This is a genomic window from Alteromonas australica (assembly GCF_000730385.1).
Classification (GTDB): Bacteria; Pseudomonadota; Gammaproteobacteria; order Enterobacterales; family Alteromonadaceae; genus Alteromonas; species Alteromonas australica.
On the sequence record NZ_CP008849.1, the window covers coordinates 4,046,392 to 4,065,762 of the forward strand.

The 19,371-nt window shown below is 45.6% G+C and carries 12 protein-coding genes; 2 read left to right on the forward strand and 10 right to left on the reverse strand.

Features of this window, described 5'->3' with window-relative positions; genetic code table 11:
- The first annotated feature begins 334 nt into the window (after positions 1-334).
- Positions 335-1,219 carry a LysR family transcriptional regulator gene (locus tag EP13_RS17630; protein ID WP_044058421.1) on the forward strand — a complete coding sequence of 295 codons (885 nt, stop codon included), beginning with the start codon at positions 335-337 and terminating at the stop codon, positions 1,217-1,219.
- 97 nt (positions 1,220-1,316) lie between these two features.
- Here EP13_RS17630 and EP13_RS17635 read toward each other — a convergent pair whose 3' ends face one another.
- Positions 1,317-2,612 carry an OmpP1/FadL family transporter gene (locus tag EP13_RS17635; protein ID WP_044058422.1) on the reverse strand — a complete coding sequence of 432 codons (1,296 nt, stop codon included), beginning with the start codon at positions 2,610-2,612 and terminating at the stop codon, positions 1,317-1,319.
- A gap of 333 nt (positions 2,613-2,945) precedes the next feature.
- Between EP13_RS17635 and EP13_RS17640 the strand changes: the two genes are divergently transcribed.
- Positions 2,946-3,944, forward strand: coding sequence for an NADP-dependent oxidoreductase (locus EP13_RS17640; protein ID WP_044058423.1), 999 nt, complete (start codon positions 2,946-2,948; stop codon positions 3,942-3,944).
- 40 nt (positions 3,945-3,984) lie between these two features.
- On the opposite strand, the gene EP13_RS17645 is transcribed toward EP13_RS17640, so the two are convergent.
- From EP13_RS17645 to EP13_RS17685, 9 genes are all read right to left on the reverse strand, one after another.
- On the reverse strand, positions 3,985-5,061 hold the full coding sequence (locus tag EP13_RS17645; RefSeq protein WP_044058424.1) for a GGDEF domain-containing protein: 1,077 nt from the start codon (positions 5,059-5,061) through the stop codon (positions 3,985-3,987).
- A gap of 72 nt (positions 5,062-5,133) precedes the next feature.
- Positions 5,134-7,059, reverse strand: a complete 1,926-nt coding sequence (locus EP13_RS17650) for an ATP-binding protein (protein WP_044058425.1) — start codon at positions 7,057-7,059, stop codon at positions 5,134-5,136.
- Positions 7,060-7,078: 19 nt separating this feature from the next.
- Entirely contained in the window at positions 7,079-8,212 is a 1,134-nt protein-coding gene (locus EP13_RS17655) for an ABC transporter substrate-binding protein (RefSeq protein WP_231497891.1), read from the reverse strand.
- Positions 8,213-8,273: 61 nt separating this feature from the next.
- The gene (locus tag EP13_RS17660; RefSeq protein ID WP_044058426.1) at positions 8,274-9,272 is read right to left on the reverse strand and encodes an LLM class flavin-dependent oxidoreductase; all 999 of its coding nucleotides are present in this window, start codon (positions 9,270-9,272) and stop codon (positions 8,274-8,276) included.
- Positions 9,273-9,290: 18 nt separating this feature from the next.
- Positions 9,291-11,375 carry an ABC transporter substrate-binding protein gene (locus tag EP13_RS17665; RefSeq protein ID WP_052364475.1) on the reverse strand — a complete coding sequence of 695 codons (2,085 nt, stop codon included), beginning with the start codon at positions 11,373-11,375 and terminating at the stop codon, positions 9,291-9,293.
- 192 nt (positions 11,376-11,567) lie between these two features.
- Positions 11,568-12,599 carry a branched-chain amino acid aminotransferase gene (locus EP13_RS17670; RefSeq protein ID WP_269746469.1) on the reverse strand — a complete coding sequence of 344 codons (1,032 nt, stop codon included), beginning with the start codon at positions 12,597-12,599 and terminating at the stop codon, positions 11,568-11,570.
- Between the two features lie 193 nt (positions 12,600-12,792).
- On the reverse strand, positions 12,793-15,213 hold the full coding sequence (locus EP13_RS17675; RefSeq protein WP_044058428.1) for a TonB-dependent receptor: 2,421 nt from the start codon (positions 15,211-15,213) through the stop codon (positions 12,793-12,795).
- 296 nt (positions 15,214-15,509) lie between these two features.
- Complete coding sequence (locus EP13_RS17680) at positions 15,510-17,237, reverse strand: solute:sodium symporter family transporter (protein ID WP_044058429.1); 1,728 nt, start codon at positions 17,235-17,237, stop codon at positions 15,510-15,512.
- Positions 17,238-17,253: 16 nt separating this feature from the next.
- Positions 17,254-19,320 carry a glycoside hydrolase family 31 protein gene (locus EP13_RS17685; protein ID WP_044058430.1) on the reverse strand — a complete coding sequence of 689 codons (2,067 nt, stop codon included), beginning with the start codon at positions 19,318-19,320 and terminating at the stop codon, positions 17,254-17,256.
- Positions 19,321-19,371: the final 51 nt, after the last annotated feature.

The following is a 19,371-nucleotide window of genomic DNA, read 5'->3' on the forward strand; positions in this document are numbered from 1 at the left end:
AACCTTGCAGTAAAAGTAAACATTATGTAAAGGCACGAACATTCTCATTCTTTTCTATTCTAATGCCTGACGTACTCACCAACCGAGCTGGTTGTGTCTGTACAAATAAGTGACACCACTACTTTACATTGCCATACGTAATCACAGAAGCAAAAAAGCCCTGTGCGTTCCTTGTTATTCTGCACCTATTCGCTTGGTTTAATAAAAACGCGTTTAAGCGCAACTTAATGGGGTGAGCACCACTACTCTTGCTGAATTTTTTGTTTAGAATTGGTTGCCATTGTTCTTATACTTTAGTCAAAGGCCAGTGCCTTTTTTGCGATAGGATTTGCAAATGAATATGAAACTACTTCGCTCCTTACAGGTCTTTATAGCCGTTGCTGAGAGCGGCAGTATGAGCGTAGCAGCAAGGTCGTTACACATGACAGTGTCTGCAATTAGCCAACAGCTAAGAAAGTTAGAGCAGGACATAGGGCTAAGCCTATTTAATCGGAATACCCGCAGCCTAAGCTTAACAGAAGCAGGCCGGATTTATTACGATACCAGTAAGCAAATGCTAAAAACGGCAGAAATTGCACAAGAGCAAATTGAAACCCTGCAAGATGCACCTTCAGGAAAAATTAATATTATTGCGCCAGAAGGCTTCGGGGGCGGGTTGTTAAGTCAGCCTATCCATAAGCTTTGCGAAGAATTTCCAAAAATCACCGTATCACTTACTGTCACCGACGAGCCAAAAGATATTATTGCTTCGGGAGCCGATTTGGTACTTTGTTTTGCGCCATTGTCAGACACCAATTTCAGTAGTTTAGAGTTAGCAACGTGGAACCGCATTCTTTGTGTATCATCAGAACACCCTTTAGCTTCGGCTAACATTGGCTCTACAGACGCCTTGCAAGAATTCACCTACATCGCACACCGTCATATTGAAGATTACACAATGACACACCCAACCCATGGGAATATGGCTTTAACTTCACCGCGTATTGAAGTTAATTCAATGCAAACACTGATTCAGTTAACTAAGGATGGTATGGGCTATGCGGTTTTACCCGAGCCTGAAGTGAGACATTTACTGAATGATGGGTCGATGAAACAGCTTTTCAACGACTGGCAATTACCTAACTATACGGTATATGCAGTCACACCTAAACGAGAATTGGTACCTGCCAAGATTAGTGCGGCCATAAACTGTTTACAGGAATGGTTTGAAGCAATTTAGCCTCTTTGAGGGTGCTTATTTCATTGATTAAACACCGCGCTATATCTAAAAGACACAAATAAGCAGCCGTTACGCTGCTTATTTGTGGCTAAATGTATTAGAAGCTCATGTTAACCTGAGCACTTAGTACGTGCGCCGTGGCAGATTGGCTGCCCTCAATAGTAGAGGTAATACTACCAATATCACGAGACTTATCGATGTTTGCTTCACGACCATTGATGTAGGCATAGGCAAAATCGAAAGTGGTAGAATCGTTTAGGGTATAAGTTACCCCCCCTGTAATCCAATGGCGGTCTGTATCAGGAATACTTAAAGAACGGTTTTCAACTGTTACCACACCATCGTCATAGGCGTAACCGGCACGTAAAGTATACTGGTCGTTTAGCTTATAAGTTACCCCTAAAGACCCTCTCCATGAATCATCGAAGTTTTCTTCTTTAATGAGGAAATCATCACCGCTAGCTAAGTTTGCTTCAAGCTTTTGGAACGTACTCCAATCAGTAAACACTAAGCTTGCTTGAACAGACCATTGGTCATCAATAATTTGACTAACAGCAACTTCTGTAATAGCTGCAAGGTTGAGATCTAGGCTACCATCTTGGTTTAACTCAGCCGATAAATCAGAGCTTACTTCACCATCAAGTTCGAGTTCGGTTTCTGCGCGGTAAGATAGCGCGAGGGTTGTGGTTTCAGTAGGCTGATAATAGACACCCGCATTCCAACCGTAACCAATATCGTCACCTTCCAGCTTAAACACAGAGGCATTGTCTACTGCCAAGCCTAATACTGGGGTAAGTGAATTAGGGATAGCTGAGCTAATTTCAGCGTCGGCATAAGTAAAGTTAAGCCCAAAACCTACACGTAGTGTGTCGTTGACTTTGTATGAAACCGCAGGGTTAAGGGTAAATGATTTTACCTCAGCGGTATCAGCAAAGTGTAGCGCTTCAAAATCGTCGCTGTAATCAGAGCGTAGGCCATAGGTTGTGAATGCGCCGATACCAGCTGACCATTTGTCATTAATAGGAGTGGTATAGAAGAATGAAGGCACAAATGCAGTATCTGCAATATCATCTTCAGAGGCGTCTTCTGATGCCACGGTTAGGTTACCCGCTTCTGTAGCAACATAAGAGGTGGTTTGTGCACTTACGTCAACATTAGGATCAATAAAGCTGATTGAACCACTGAATTGTGACGTAGTAAACACACCAATAGCCGCAGGGTTTGTCGCTAAAATAGAGGCATTCTCAGCCATTGCAGCTTGACCCGCCATTGCACGGCCTAAACCATTCGCACTATGTTCATTGACCTGAAAGCCCGCCGCTAGCGCAGAAGAAGACGCGAGAGTAGCTAACGCTAAGCAAACAGAGGCACGTAAAGATAATTGTTGCTTCATAAAAAACTCATTCATTAAGGGAAAAAATGCAGTCGAGCATTCTACGTATATGGTGACTTTTGTTCAATGCAAGTAAACGTTATTTACGCGCTTTTATCGCATTTTTTACAACTTTACCGTCTATTTCACGACCATTTGCGACATTTTTGCAACATTTACTAAATACCATATTTACTTATTTTTAAAGAATGGCCCATTATCAGCATAATGAATTGGATTGAGTGGCTTTATCGTCCGATTATACCCACTCATAGTAAACAGGGTTGGAATACGCCAGTGTTACCCTCAGTCACAATAACAGACGAGATTTCACACGTTAAAGGAGAGCTATCTATGTCCACTTACAAAGAAATACACTTAGTAAAACGCCCACACGACGGAAAAATTGGCCCCCATTTATTTGAGCAGAAAACGCTGCCTATCCCCACTCCCGGCGAAGGGGAAATATTGATAAAGCAAACCTATATGTCGTTAGACCCTGCCATGCTGGGTTGGATGAGCGAAGACAGAGAAAGTTATATTCCCCCAGTAGAGCTTGGTGAGGTCATGCGATCAAGCGGCGTAGGGGAAGTGGTTGCCTCCAATCACGCCGATTTTAGTGTGGGTGATAAAGTGATGGGCATGACTGGCTGGCGTGAGTACGTGGTGAGTGATGGTTCAGGCTTTAACAAGCTGCAAGACGGCGTAACTGAAGAAATGGCACTGTGCGTATTCGCCCTTCCCGGCCTCACCGCCACCACGGGACTCTATAATTTTGGCGAACCCAAAGAGGGTGAAACCTTAATTGTCACAGGTGCCGCAGGGTCGGTAGGATCCATTGTTGGCCAACTTGCCAAAGCCGACGGCCTACGGGTAATTGGTGTGGTTGGTAGCGACGAAAAAGCAGACTGGATTGTGAACGAACTAGGGTTCGATGGTGCAATCAACTACAAGACCGACGATCTAGAAGAAAAGTTGAAAACACTAACCCCTGACAAAATTGATGTCTTTTTTGAAAATACAGGTGGCCCTATTCAACAGCACATTTTTAACCGTATGAATACCCATGGACGAATTGTCGTATGTGGCATGATTGCTGATTATCAGTCTGACAATCCCGCGCCGGGGCCTAATTGGATCCCCTTAATTAAAAAGCGTATTAACATTCGCGGTTTTGCTATGCCCGATCATTGGGGTGAGGTACCCAAGCTACTTCAGAAACTCACACCTTATGTACAGCAAGGCAAAATAAAATATCGTGCTCATACCATTGAAGGCCTAGACAATGCTGAAGAAGGGTTGAACATGCTGTTTAATGGGGAAAATAAAGGCAAGATGATGGTGAAACTCTAATTGCTTATTGGTGCTTAAATATTGACTGGAGGCGAGTCAACTACGGGTTGGCGTAGCTCTCCAGTTTAATGGTGTTTTTGCCCGCGCTTTTCGCCTCATAAAGCGCCTTGTCTGCAGTTTGAATCAAGGCTTCTAGTGACGTACCTTTGCCTTTTTCCATACACGCGATACCAATAGAACAAGTTACCCAGCGGTGGGTCGCAGTGTCAGCATGAGCGATACTTCTGCTTTGCCATAGCATGCTCATTTGCTCACACTTACTATATACTTGCTTACGGGTTAGGCCACTGACGACCACCATAAACTCTTCGCCGCCATAACGCCCTAACACATCAGTTTGACGCTTAAATATCTCCCGCATGAGGTCCGCCTGCATCACAATAACGTCGTCTCCTTTTTGGTGACCGAAGGCGTCGTTGTATTTCTTAAAATCGTCTAAATCTAACATAATGACGGCGAAATCGAGAGATTGTCGAATACTCAACGACAGCAGCGCTTCACTGCGCTGCATAAGCGCACGCCTATTAAGAAGGTTAGTTAAGGAGTCGATACGGCTTAATTTAGCTAACTTTTTATTAGATGACACCAACAGCTCCATCACCCTATCAAGCCGATACTTAGCATACACACATATGAATAATGAGCCTGCCACAAAGGCACTTGAAATCATGACCCGTTCGCCATAAACCGGTGAAACCACCATAAGTAAAACGAACCCTATAACGTTAATTAGGGCGGCCAATAGGGCTAGTTTAAACGGTATCCCTAAGGCAAAAACACAATAGAAGGCATAAAGTATGGTGCCCTCATAAGGGAAAGCGAAGTTGGCCTCTATCCAGCTTTGATGAATTAACCCGAAGTTGGATAGGGTTAGCACAACCATCAATAGTGTAAAAATCCAATGGCGTTTAGCATAAAAGAAGGGGGCGTACGATAAGCCTACCACCAATACGATGGTGGGTACTTGAAAATATAAGCGGTTAAAAAAATAGGTGTCATGGAGATTATCGGGAAGCAGAACGATATCAGCCCACATGAAACCACATATCAATAGTGCGCCCACTATAAGTGCGAGACGAAGTCGTACTGTTTCTTTGTGGGGCGAGACTACATCCATTACGGTATCCTAATCAGGGCTTAGCATATGCGATTCAATGCGTGTATCACCAGTATAGTACAGCGGGTAACGCTACATTGAAGAGGTGAGTGTATTTTCTCGCTCTAGTTTTACCAAACTCTCTTTCAGCGCTTCAATAGTAACAGGCTTAGTGACCACATTATTCATACCGGCTTCGATAAAGGTATCGTGACGCTCTTTGAAAGCCTCTGCCGTTAAACCAATTATAGGCGTGCTGGCAGCGCCACTGTCTAACTTACGAATACGTTTTGTGGCTTCAACCCCATCCATAACAGGCATATGAATGTCCATAAAGACAACATCAATATCCCCCTCTAATACGCGAGTGCTGGCCTTAAGACCGTTATCAACATGAATCACGTTGCAGCCCAGTTGCTCGAGTAACGCTTGCGCCACTACCGCATTAATCGCGTTGTCTTCCGCCAACAACACATTTAAATTGTGATTAACTGCCGGCGTTGCAGCGCAGGCTTCTTTATCTACGTTTGTGCCTACCAAATCTACAGATCTAGCGCGTACATTAGCGGTAACGGTAAAACACGAGCCCTCACCCACCTTACTGCTTACTTTAATGTCGCCGCCTAAGAGTTGGGCGAGCTCTCTTGCAATCGCAAGGCCAAGACCGGTTCCACCATAACGCCTTGAAATAGAGGAGTCTGACTGGGTAAATTTCTCAAAAATACTTTCTAGACGATCGGGCTCGATGCCAATGCCTGTATCCTTCACTGAAATCACAAGTTTATTATCTTGCGCTTCTTCCTGCGCCACCTGTTTCAGCTTGGCCGAAATGCTTACCGTGCCCTGCTGGGTAAACTTAATCGCATTGCTGATTAAGTTAATAATAATTTGACGCAGCTTGGTAAGGTCACTGGTCACCATAACCGAGTCTAAATTACGGCTCTTATACTCAAGGCGAGTATTATTGGCACTTGCGTTAGTGCCTAATAAAGTCACCAAGTCGCTTAACATTGAGTCTAAATTGAACTCAATGAGATCAATTTCAGACATACCGGATTCTATCTTCGATAAATCGAGAACATCGTTTATTACGTTCGCTAAAATTGAGGCCGACGCTTTTAGATCTGTTGCGTATTTCTTTTGTTTTTCGTTAAGCTCCGTATCTAACAATAGTGTTGCAAGCCCTTGAATGCCATTTAGCGGCGTACGTATTTCATGGCTCATTACCGCTAAGAAATCGGTTTTTGCTTTATTGGCCGCTTGAGCTCGAGATACATATTCTTGAATATCAGCCGACATGGTTTCCACATCCCGGGCCAGCTCACTCAGTTCATCAGTGCCTTTAACATCGATACTTATCCCTTGATGATTTTTTGCAATTCGACTGGTAGCACTCTTGATTTTATTAATAGGGGTAATAACAAGGTGCTGGGTAACCGACCCCATAAGTACACTTACCAGCGCCACGGCAAATAGGGTGATAATAATCGTAAGAAGTGCGATGTTCGATAAGGACGTTTGCAACGCATCGGTAGTTTGGCTTACCGTCAGTTTCCAATTCCAAGGCGAAAACTCGCTGCACGCGAAAAGTATTTCTTCGCTTCCCATGGTCGTTTCGCCAAAAGCCACTTTTTTGTTATTAATCGTTTGCCTATTGGCTTCACTAATATCGAGGGGCGACCAATTTTGTTGAGACGTATAAATCAGTTGCCCTGTGCTTTTTTCGCTCACCGTGAAGTGTTTATCTGTTGAAAGATGCAATGCGTCTAACTCGTCAAACACTTCTTTTTGATAGGCTTCGCGAAACATAGGGACATTTTCTAACCCTGAGTCCACCAATAGCTTATGTCGCTCTTCCACCAACTCCACAAAGGTGAGTGATAAGGTTTGGGTAAGTAATTTATACTCCCGCTCTCTCACGGATTCGTAGGCAGTAAGGTAAGCCCAATAGCCGATAAGCGTCATTCCAATCAGCAAGATAGGAATGTATATGGCTAATAATTTCGATTTAATTCGCATAATAACGTTTGGTCAACCCTTACTGATACACGTTGTTTTTAGCTAACTTCAAATAAGAAGAGGGAATTGGCAATCCCAGTTTAATCGCAGTAGATACGTTGACCGCGACGGTATATTTACTCATTCTTGAGACCGGGAATTGATTCGCCGGTGTGCCGCGAAGAATTTTCGCTGCTCGTTGAGCTGCGGACTTACCTATGCTGTTCACGTCCGACACCACACCTAGCAGTGCGCCGTCTTGAACCGACTCTATACTTTCCGCAAAAAGTGGAAATAATTGGGTTTGCTTTCTGATTTCACCAATCAGATTCTCCGCCTGCAATAGCGGCCCCGTGGACAACCACAAGCCATCAATGCTTCGGCTTTGTTTATGTTTAACAAGGGCGTTAATAATGCCTTCTCGCATAACAGGCAAGCCTTTGTCTCCATCAACATAAGGCGTACTAATCGCCACAAACTTCACACTGTCGTAATCGCTTTCTAAGGCAAGTAGGCTATCGACAGAACTCGCCGATGAAGGGTAGTCGGTATGAATTAGCCCTATAGTTAGCGGTAAGTCAGTGTCAGATGCCGCAATTAACCCTTGCAACATATCTAGTTTTACCTTGGCATCCAGCACATGAGACTCGCCGGTGATATTATCAGCGCTTGTTTCATCAAACTGAGTCACAATACCTTCCTTGACCGGGTCGGCTACCGTCATAAATAATTTGGGTGTTTGACGACTAATCTCAGCTTGATAGAGCGCTCGGGTCGCCAGTGTTGCGATAGACACAATAAGATCCGGCTCGCCCACTTGGTATGCCGCTTCTATTGCCGCGCGCGCGCCCTCGAAGGAGCCGCCAGCATCATAAACATCAAATTCAACAGACGCCTCAGGCATTATAAAACGAAGCTCTTTTTCAAAGGCGGCTTGAGATTCCATCACGATGGGCAAGGCATTTGTTTGAATGATGACGACTCTAAGCACAGTGTCATCGGCCTTTGTTAATGAAGAAACACTAGCAAAGGTAATAAATACAACGAAAAGGATCCACTTCATCGGATGACGCCCAAGGCAGAGTTGCTCAAAAATATTAGTCGAAAGTGTAATATGCTTGTCTGTGCGTATCATAATGTTATTCAAACATTTTGCATAGGCGATATTTGCCATGTTGCCCTCATGTGGCCTCGAACACCGCCCACATTCTCAAGCTATTGGCAGAAAAAGCACCCTATGGATTTAAGCTTCCCATCAACTCACTAAACAATTTCACACTTTTTAGGCGCTGTTCAATAGGATGAATTGGCATAGAAACGATAATTTCATCAGCTTGGGTGGCTTGCAAAAACCCATCTAACTTGTCGGCTACCGACGCTTTTGTTCCCACCATGGCATAGCGTAAAACACTTGCTAGCATAGCTTCATCGGCTGGGCTGCAGTTTTCTTTAAAGTTTTCAGACGGTTTCGAAAACGGCTTATTCGCGCCTTGGCGCAAGTGAATGAATTGCTGTTGAACCGAAGTAAACAGATATTGCGCCTCTTCTTCAGTGTCTGCCATGACCACCATGACACCCACCATCGCGTAAGGTGCGCTAACCTGATCAGAGGGCTGAAACATAGACCGGTAAACATGTAGGGCATCAAATAACTGATCGGGCGCAAAGTGAGAGGCAAACGAATAAGGGAGGCCCAGTTGCGCCGCAAGCTGAGCACTATACAAGCTCGAGCCCAACAGCCATAAAGGAACATGAGTATTTACTCCAGGTATGGCTACCACCTTTTGCGATGGATTAGGCTGCCCTAAATATGCCTGCAGCGCTTGAATATCACTGGGGTAACTGTCTACCGAATCTATCCCATTTCGGCGCAGGGCTTTTGCCGTAGCCATATCGGTGCCCGGCGCTCGACCTAATCCTAAATCTACACGATTAGGATACAAGGTGGCTAAGGTTCCAAATTGTTCAGCCACCACCAAAGGCGCATGATTAGGAAGCATCACGCCTCCCGCCCCAATTCGTATGGTGGAGGTTGCTTGCGCAATGTGACTTAACACCACAGCGGTGGCTGAACTGGCCACACCGTGCATACCGTGATGCTCAGCCAACCATACTCTTCGATAACCACAGTGTTCAGCCTGCTTAGCTAATTGCCGCGAATGTTCGAACGCCGCTTGAATAGTGGAGCCTTCTGCAATAGGGGCAAGATCTAACAGTGAGAAAGGGCGAGACATGTTACTCCTTAACCTGGTTTACTGGATATACCCCGCACGACGCATCACCGAGGTAGTTTGATACTGCGCTGTTTTCAACGCCTCTGATACTGATACCTGTTTCGTTAGTGCCATGTTCACTTGAACGCCCACTAAATGTCCTATTGCGGTAAATTCAGCAATAGGCACAAACTGCTTACCAATTGCTGACGCACTAGTATCAGTATGGGAAAGTGCGCGTAACGCTGAATACTCATAGGATGCCGATGGGATAGCCCGTTGATAGCTCTCGTCATAAGTGGAGTGACGCGTACCAGGAAGTACTGCATATAAACCGTAGTTTTCTCTTAGCGCGTCATTCAGCGCTTTCGACGTTAACCATAATGCCAGTTGTTGCGCAGCTTGTTTACGCTCACTGCTTGCTGGCACCGCAAAGTTCCAAGACCAAAACCATTGAGACCCCCTTTTAACTGTGCCAATAGGCGCTTGTGTTACCCCGACATTTTTCGCCACACTGGATGTTTTGGGGTTTAAAATGCTACCACCTAATGAGGAAGCATCCACGAAAAACGCAAGCTTTCCCTCGGCAAACAGCGCCTGATTCTCTTGCCAGCCTAAATCTTGGTGATTAGGTGGCCCAAAGTTGCCTAGCAAATCAATATACGTACTCACCGCCTTGTGCCACTCTCGCGTGTTAATTTGTGGCTGCATTTGTTGATTAACCCATTGCCCACCATAGGTATTGACCATCACAGAAAGCAGGGCCATATTTTGCCCCCAGCCCACGCGGCTTCTAAGACCAATGCCATATACCTCTTTTTCAGGCTGATGCAGCTGCTTCACCATTGCGTACAATTGCTCGTAAGTCAGTGGCGACTGTATATTAAGGCCCGCGTTTAATAGCAAGTCTTTGCGGTAATAGGTTAGGGTGGTTTCAGCTACAAAAGGTAAGGCATAAAGTGTCTCTTCATACGTATTGGCAGTGAGCGCGGCGCCAATAACATCATCGATATCATAGCTTTCGGGCACATCGGCAAACGCTGCTAACTGGCCTTTCTTGGCCCAAATAGGCACATCATAATTCCCAAGCATAACCAGGTCATAGTTCGTCTGGTTCACTGCGACATCCCCTTGCAGGCGCTTCCTAAGTACAGTTTCATCCATGACTCTCCAATCGATTGCAAGCTGTGAAAACGGCGTGTCATGGCTGCTTAAATACTGTATTACCTGTTTGATGCCATTAATATCCGGCACACCTACGGTTAACGATGATGACGAAGGCGCCGCCTCATACATACCGTATTGCTTTAAAACTTCCTCTATTTCACCCCTAGCTTCTAGCGCATGATATGCCTCATCAAAGCTTTCTATAATGTTTGCGGCATTGGGAGTGTCTTTTGATACCGCAAGGAAAAAAGGATGATCACGACTAAGCGCTTCTATAAAACGGTACTGCCCTTGCAAATGAGGGCGTTCGTTAACCAAGGTTTCTTTCACTAAATACTCATCTGCGAAAATCATGTCTACTCGGTCAAGCGCCAACATATCAAGTAACGAAGAAACGCTGCTTACCGCGATGGTGTCTATGTTACTTGCGTCAACCAGTGCCTGTGGTATCGGCGCGCCAGTGATATAGCCTATTCGTGTTAAACCAAGACGCAAAAAGTGGGCGTTAATATCGCCATTTTTGACGGGGAGAATCGTGTCTACCTGGGTTGCAACCGGTACCAAATAGCCTATTTTTGTGCCCGGTATGGGGTTTGAGTAATATAAACTGTCTTTGTGTGCCTGATTAGAGCGCAGAGGAAAAACGCCTGCGGTTTTTCCCTGGGTAGCCATGAAAACAGCGCGGGTGTGAGGATAATGCTCAAATCGAGTGGAAATCGATTTCGAAGCAAACGCACGGCGAATAATTTCATTGACGTAACCTGCTTGAGGGTTATGCTCTGAACTGAAAGGACTGGCGTTTGAGGTGGAGAATATAAGAGGTTCTGCGACAACGAAAGCCGGCAATATAAGACAAAGTAACCATAAAAGTGGGCATACACTGAGCCTCAATGCGCGTAGGCAAATATGACCGTTAATAAATTCATAATTAAAGCATCGCCCACGACTAAGTAGCATGATTCCACTCTATCTGCTCGAACCCTTCCCTATTATTAACGGGAATCTCGAAAAAACAACACATTAAATGAAATACTATAAGATTGACGAAGCCTATAATCGCGTAGTTTGGGTGATATAGAAGGTGTGACCATGCGCCTGGAAAATGGCTAAACAGGCACATCTTTGCGCTTGTTTAGCCATAGCGATGAATTAGGTGGGGTTTATTTTAACAAGCCAGTTGTGTTTATCTTCCGCTTTACCCCATTGAATATCATTAAGGGCTTGGCGCAGCTTCATGGTCACTGGGCCCGCTTCACCGTTACCTACTTGATATTCTTTTCCATTGTGAATAAAGGTTCCCACTGGCGTAAGCACTGCTGCGGTGCCCGATAATGCAGCCTCAGCGCTTGGCTTGGCAGCACGCTCGAGTAGTTCTTCAACAGTAATATCACGTTCGCTTACTGTCATACCGTGATCTTTGGCAAGCTGTAAAATAGTGGCCCGCGTTACACCGTGTAAAAAGCTTGTATCCAAGCCTTTAGTGATGATTTCGTTACCATCAACAAGTAAGAAGTTAGCTGCACCGGTTTCTTGTACGTCACCGTTAGGGCAAAACAAGATTTGATCGGCTTGCACGTCTGCTTTTGCTTTCAATATAGGAGGGAGTGCGCTGGCATAGTTACCACCGCTTTTCACCATGCCCATGTGTGGCGCGCAGCGCATGCCTGTTTCATCAAGCAACAAGCGCAGCGGTTTTAGACCACCAGCGAAGTAATCACCTACCGGCGATAAAAGCACATACAACATAGAGGTAGCTGAGGGTGCTGCCGCTTTACCAATAGACGCCTCGGTACCTATGTGAGTGGGACGAATATACATAGAACCTGGAGGCTCAGGAACCTCAGCGCTGTACGTAGACACGATGTCGATAATCATTTTTTCAACTTGTGCTTTGTCAATCTCAGGCAAGTTGAGTAAACGGCTGCTTTGCGCAAAACGTTCGATATTTCTATCCATACGGAAGATATTAATACTGCCGTCTTCGTGCCTAAATGCTTTCAAACCTTCAAAACAGGTACTTGAGTAATGCAAGACATGGGCACCCGGGTGCATTTGTATGCTGTCTGCACTGACAAACTCAGTCTCAGTCCATGTATCGTTTTCAAAGCGGGTAAGCGCCATCGTGGGCATGAATACAGTACCGAATACGGCCATTAGTTTTTCCTGTTTACGTCTACTCAAAAAATACACGAGAGAGTTTACCAAAAAATGGTCGTATTGCTAAAAGAATGTCCAATGATGAAGCATTATTTCGCGATAGGGTTTTGGCAAGGTATGCGTACGGGCGCATCGGCAACGCCATGACTGAATGGCAGCGAGGCTGCTATCTTGCGATAGCAGCCTCGTAACATGCGCGATTAGGTTTAAAATCGTGTTAGAACTGTGCTTTAAACGCTACACCAAAATAACGGTCTGCGTCCCTTGGAATTTGATAGCGAAAGTTATCACCGCTATACGTCGTCGCATAGCTTTCATCAAGTAAGTTTTTGGCGATTAAAGACACCCGGAAAGCATCATCTTTAAACGACATACCCACGCTAGCATTCACCATGGTGTAGTCAGGCAGTAACGAGGCCGCATTAAATTCACCAGTATTGCCTGGCAAGTCAGAATACTGCTCATCGGTATAGATATATGACGCATTGTAGTAAATGTCGAAGCCATACTCGGTTTCCATAATATACTCTGCTGACAACGAGTATTTAAGGTCAGGGGAGAAAGGCACATCTAAGCCAGAGCGATCAGTACAGGCATCAGCGTCTACTTCAGCAGGGCAATTAAACTCGTCGATTTCAGCTTTGGTGTAAGCCACGCCACCAATCAGAGTAAGATTGTCCGTCGCATTGTACATAAAGTCTAGTTCAACACCTTGGGTGGTGACGTTACCCGCGTTAGTTAAGCGAGTAATACAGGCACCGTCAGAACAGTCAAAGTTGTTCGCCTGAAAGCCTTCAATATCAGTGGAGAATACGGCCACATTTAGTAGTAAATCACGGCTAGCGTATTTATAACCAATCTCATAGGCATCCGACTCTTCTGCCCCAATAGGTCTGCCATCATTCTCGGGGTTAAAGTTGTAATAGACGTTAAAGCCTGGACCTTTATAGCCTTGCGAATAAGTACCGTAAATCATTTGGCCTTTCGCGATATCGTATTGAATTCCAACACGACCAGACAAATTGGTTTCATCGACACTCCCTGCAGCATCAGTATCTAATGTAGCAGGGCGCACGCCAACACCCGTGCGGCCGTATTCATCGTTATTCACACGCCGGTGGGTGTAAGACACTTCGTCATCGGTATAGCGCAATCCAAAAATTAAACGCATGTCATCGCTAAGATCGTAAGTCCCGTCACCGTACAAGGCCCAGTTGTTAAACTCTGTGCTCATGTAAGCTGTGGCCGACACAATATCATTGGCGTTACAGCTTACACCCAATGAATCAGCATAAGCGCCTAAATCAGATAACGCGGTTGTTAAGTCGTCACCGGAAAGGTTGTTTTCGGCATAATTGGTCAATGCAGCATCTAACTGCCCAGCATTGTTTTGACAACTCGCGTCACGGGTAAAGCTTCGCTCGGAGTCCATATTCCAGTAGAACAAGCCGGCTAAGAAATTGAAGGGGCCAGACAGGTTAGATGCAACGCGGAACTCCTGTGAAAACTGACTCCACTCTTGCGGGCCCACATCATGTAATTGGAAAGGTGCGCCAAATACCGGTTCGTTACTGTCCCCCGCAATGGAAGTGAAATCGCCCTCACGGTATTCGGTATTTTCCCACGAACGCTGTGCAGTAATTGAGGTATAAGTATAGTCACCCACTGTTTTGTCTACTTGCACAGAAAACGCAGCATGATCGTCGATGGTTCGCGACTCAAAATCATGATCGATTTGACGCTGATCCAAATCGATATCAGCGACACCATCAACAATGCCATCACTATTTGGCGCAGCTTCTGAATCAGGGTTACGACCACTTGGCAAGCCTTCTAAATCGGCACAGCAGTCATCGTCTGCGCTATAGAATTCGCTAATAAATTTAACCGTTAAATCGTCTGCAGGCTCGTAAAGCACAACCGCACGTGCCCCTTCACGATCGTAGCCATTTACCATTTCATTGTTATAGACATTTTTTATGTAGCCATCAAACTTGCCTTGGAAGACCGTTAAACTGGCAGATAATTCATCGGTTAAGCCACCGCTTACCGTCCCTTTCATACGGTATTCATTGTCTTGATAAAACTCAGTAGAAAGGCTGCCGGTTAGCTCTTGTGTAGGATCTTTCGTAGTAATATTCACCACACCTGCCGACGCATTTTTACCAAACAGCGTACCTTGCGGGCCTCGCAAAACTTCAATACGGTCAACATCGTAAAGGTCGGCAAACGCTTGACCCGAGCGCCCTAATACGACGCCATCCACGACAGTAGCGACACTAGGTTCAGCGGCAATACTAAAAGAAATGGTGCCAATGCCTCGCACGGTAAGTGCGGAGTTTCGAGTAGTGGTGCCTTTTCGGAAGCTGACGGAGGGGACTAACGCTTGAAGGTTTTCAACATTGTTTGCGAAAGCGGATTCAATCTGGTCGCCCCGTAGTACGGAAACCGCAACCGGTACATCACTGATGCTCTGCACACGTTTTTGTGAAGTTACGACGATTTGTTCAAACGACTTATCATCGTCTGGCGCTTGTGCTGGCTCTGCTTCTTGCGCGTAGGTGTGGGCGCTAACGAGCAGTCCAGACGTCATAGCAAGCGTGACCGCTTTACTTATGATTGATCGCTTTGTATTCATGTTGTTCTCCAGGTGTTTCGCTTATCACATGTAGGTTTACGACACGTGTTAATGCCCGCCTTATTAAGGGGGTAATTTATCGCAAGCCCATCACGCGTGGTTTTTATTGTGCGGCGTAGAATTAGAGTACAGCGCTACGCAGTGCGTTTATGAACCTTGTTTATTGATATAAGATATCTTGCGTCTAATGTCTTATATAAGAGTTATTAAGTTAAACAATTGTTAAAGAGTTTGCAAACGTTATGTTAATTTTTTTGCGTTTTTTCTGTACAGCCCTGTAGAAACGGGGCGAATACTTATAGACCAGGCGTAGCAAGACGCTTTAGGCCTCGCTCGTATTTAAAGCGCCACCACTTCAGGCTAAAGCCGATAGCGACAAAACAGGTGCTCCATAACGCGATAAGCGATGGAATAAAGAGATTGCTAATGCCGCCAACAAACCCCACAGGAGAGAACATGAGATAGAGGGTGACAATCAGGCCTACCAGCACTATGGCGCAGGGAATAGCGTAACGCCAAGGCGTCATATTCACTTCCGCTTTAGGTGTAAAGTGCCAGGGGGTTTGCAGGGGGTACAGACGGCCTATAACCAGCATAATGGCGAGCTCTATGGCAAATAAGATGGCATAGATGTGAATAAAGTTAATGTCTACTTCCCACACAAATTTTAGCAATCCGTATGCAATCACATGGAAAATAATGGCAACTTTTGCCGCTAAAGCTGGTACCCGTTTGGTAAATAAGCCTACCAACACAATGGTAATAACAGGAATGTTATAAAACCCGGTGAAGATACGAATAATTTGCCACAGGCCCTCAGGGGCAAACATTAAAAGCGGAGCCGTAATAAATGACAAGACAGCAATAACCAAGCTGGTTATTTTGGCCACACGAATAAGCTTCTCATCTGTCACTTTGTCTTTTTTCAGAGGCTTATAAACATCTAAACAAAACAGCGTGGCAGCACTATTGAGTAACGAGTTGAACGAACTGAATACTGCGCCCAGCAAAACAGCCAAAAAGAAACCTGACAAATATTGAGGTAGTACGTCTTTCACCAAATGAGGATAGGCTAAGTCGATGGTTTGTAAGTTCTCATCTTGATATAGATGATACGCAATCACACCAGGTAGCATCATCATAAAGGGCACTAGCACTTTAAAGTAACCAGAGAAAAGCACACCTTTTTGCCCTTCTACGAGGTTTTTAGCCCCCAGAGTGCGTTGAATCACATATTGGTTAGTCCCCCAATAAAACAAATTAGCGAGGATCATGCCGGTAAATATGGTGCCAAAGGGCACAGGATCGTCACGACTGCCTATGGCATTCAGCTTTTCTGTTTCTGTGGTGGCAATGGTCGATAACCCCTGACTGAAACTGCCATCACCCAGCGCGATTAACCCCAATACAGGCACCAAGAGCCCTACAATTAACAAACCAATACCATTTATCGTATCTGAAACCGCCACGGCTTTAAGACCACCAAAAATAGCATAGAGCGCACCCACGGTTCCCACAACAATAATGGTAAAGACCAATGACGCTTCATAGCTAATATTGAGTAACCCGGGTACATCAAATAGCCTTAGAACAGCAATAGAGCCTGAATACAGCACTGAAGGAATGGTGACCAAAGAGTAGCCCACCATGAAAAGCACCACCGTCATTCTTCGCACGCTGTCATCGAATCTGTTGCGCAAAAATTCAGGGAGCGTTGAAAACGCTCCTGCCAAATAACGGGGGAGAAAAATTAACGCCATAATGATGGTGGATATACCTGCGGTGACCTCCCATGCCATGGCGCTTAAGTTATAGCCAAATGCAGAGCCGTTTAGCCCGATGAGTTGCTCTGCAGACAAATTAGTGAGAATCATAGACCCAGCAATAAAGGTACCGGTAAGCCCTCTCCCAGCGAGGAAATACCCATCTTGAGTATTCACTTCGCCTTTGGTTTTCATGTACGAAATTACGGCCACAATAGCCATAAACGCCATGCATGATAATAGGGTTAGGGTGATATCCATGTACGACTCCTAGGGCTTATGCCGGCCAAAAGTGGGTGTTGGTCATGTCCATATCGGTATGCTGAACATCAGGTCCCATCACAATCTGCTTACCTTTTCGGATAAACACCGCCACTTCATCAAGGGCTAGCGATTCCTCTTTGTACTGACCTCCACCTACGGTTTCGTCTGTGCCCAATCGCACCCATTCACCTTCAGGAAGGTAGTATTTTATTTTCCCACCAGGGACCACACATGGCACTACGAGCAAATCATCGCCGCACATAAATTGCTGTTCAAAGCTATGGCATACGGGCTGTTCTGGGAAAGCGAGTGCCATGGCGCGCTGCACAGGCAAGCCCGTCTTCGATGCTTTTTCAGCCGTTTGCTTTAAATAAGGAATAAGACGGTAACGCAGCTTTAGCGCGTCAAACACGGCTTGGGATGCTTCATCGCCGTACGACCAAGGTTCGCGAGGGCCGATACCATGAAGGCGCATATGTGCGCTAAATACAGACGCTTGCGCCCAACGAACATAAAGCTCTGCATCACGGGTATCTTTATAAAAACCGCCAATATCGGTAGCAAAGAAAGGCCCACCAGACATACCCCATGATAAACTACCGCGAATACTGGCAGCTAAACCATGCCAATCGGCCTGTGGGTCGCCGCCCCATTGTGATGGATAGCGTTGGCTGCCCGTCCACGCCGAACGACTAAACAAAAACGGCCCCGTTTTACAGTATTTTTCAGCCGCTTCGTAAACACAGCGGTTGTACAACATACTGTAAACATTGTGCAGACGATTGCCTGAGTCACCGCTGTACGACACCATATTGTCGTCTTCTAGCTGCTCGCCAAAATCAGCCTTAATCATATCTACACCCAGTTCAAAAAACGGCTTGTGCGAGGTTTTCCAAAATTCGTAGGCTTCAGGATGAGTAAAGTCTAAAATGCCAGAATCAGGCAAAGGCGTAAGCACTTCACCAAACGGACTTAAATCCCACTCGTAGCGATAAGCTTCGCCGGTACGCTTGTCTTTAATTAACCAGCCTTTTTCTGCGGCCTTTTTATACAGTGGGTTTTTCACTGAAATCATTGGGTATTCCCATACGCAAATTTTAAAGCCTAGGGATTTCAGTTCATCAATAACCGGTTGCGGGTCGGCGTAGCGTGTTGGATCCCACTCAAATGCAAAACGGGTATCGGTATCTTGCCAAGCGCGGCCATCTAATGTGATCACATCGCAGGGCATATTTTTTTCGCGGACCTCCCTTGCCACCGACAAGAGTTCTTCTGCGTCTTTGTAGTAGGCCTTTGACAAAATAACACCAAGACTCCAAGTAGGAGGCGTTGGGGCAAAGCCTGTTAGCTGACTATAAGTATTAATGCTTTGCGCGGGACTATCTTGGTGATAGATGAACATGTCTAGCACCGCATCTTCAACCAGACACACATAAGCGCGCTGCGACCAAAGCGCGTAGCCTACGCCATGGGTAACAGGTGCAGGGGTATGTACAAACAGGTTCCAGCCTTCGGGGCTCCACGCATAAGGGGTATTTTTGTAGGATTTCTCGGCATTCACGCCCAGCGCATCATGATTGTACGAACGTACTAGCTGCCCCCGTTTATCTAACTTGCCCCATTTTTCACCTAACCCATAAACAGCTTCGTCGTAGTTAAGTTCTAAACTGATTAACCAACCACTGTCGGTTTTTGCAAAAGGCGGCAGACGATGTTGGCGCACAAAATGACCATCCGTCGCGCTCTGCTGTACTAAGGTGTCGTTCTTGTACAGTTTAAAATGCAACGGAGAAGCATATAGCTCAAGACGGTAATCGCCCCCTGTTAACGTGCTGTGGGATTTATCGCCTTTAAGGGTAAGCCTTTCATTTTGTGGAACCGTGCACAGCATTTTGAATTGATCATCTTGGCTTTCACCTGCTTGAAGGCGCATTCCAAAGGCGCTAATGGAAAGCTTGAGTTCGCCATACTGGGTAGGAACCACAAGCGTGGTATCGTTTGCAAGAAACGGCTGCGCTGTGATGTCGGCAGCCACAATATCATTCCAATTTGGTTCAATTAGACTAAACGCGTTACCCATTTATACATTACCTTTAATGTCTTATATAAGACACAAGTTAATGAAATGTAA

Excerpts from the sequence above, each read along its gene's own strand:
- EP13_RS17665 (WP_052364475.1), bottom strand. The coding sequence starts at position 11,375 with ATGCTACTTAGTCGTGGGCGATGCTTTAATTATGAATTTATTAACGGT.
- EP13_RS17635 (WP_044058422.1), bottom strand. The coding sequence starts at position 2,612 with ATGAAGCAACAATTATCTTTACGTGCCTCTGTTTGCTTAGCGTTAGCT.
- EP13_RS17675 (WP_044058428.1), bottom strand. The coding sequence starts at position 15,213 with ATGAATACAAAGCGATCAATCATAAGTAAAGCGGTCACGCTTGCTATG.
- EP13_RS17680 (WP_044058429.1), bottom strand. The coding sequence starts at position 17,237 with ATGGATATCACCCTAACCCTATTATCATGCATGGCGTTTATGGCTATT.
- EP13_RS17655 (WP_231497891.1), bottom strand. The coding sequence starts at position 8,212 with ATGGCAAATATCGCCTATGCAAAATGTTTGAATAACATTATGATACGC.
- EP13_RS17640 (WP_044058423.1), top strand. The coding sequence starts at position 2,946 with ATGTCCACTTACAAAGAAATACACTTAGTAAAACGCCCACACGACGGA.
- EP13_RS17630 (WP_044058421.1), top strand. The coding sequence starts at position 335 with ATGAATATGAAACTACTTCGCTCCTTACAGGTCTTTATAGCCGTTGCT.
- EP13_RS17685 (WP_044058430.1), bottom strand. The coding sequence starts at position 19,320 with ATGGGTAACGCGTTTAGTCTAATTGAACCAAATTGGAATGATATTGTG.
- EP13_RS17650 (WP_044058425.1), bottom strand. The coding sequence starts at position 7,059 with ATGCGAATTAAATCGAAATTATTAGCCATATACATTCCTATCTTGCTG.
- EP13_RS17660 (WP_044058426.1), bottom strand. The coding sequence starts at position 9,272 with ATGTCTCGCCCTTTCTCACTGTTAGATCTTGCCCCTATTGCAGAAGGC.
- EP13_RS17645 (WP_044058424.1), bottom strand. The coding sequence starts at position 5,061 with ATGGATGTAGTCTCGCCCCACAAAGAAACAGTACGACTTCGTCTCGCA.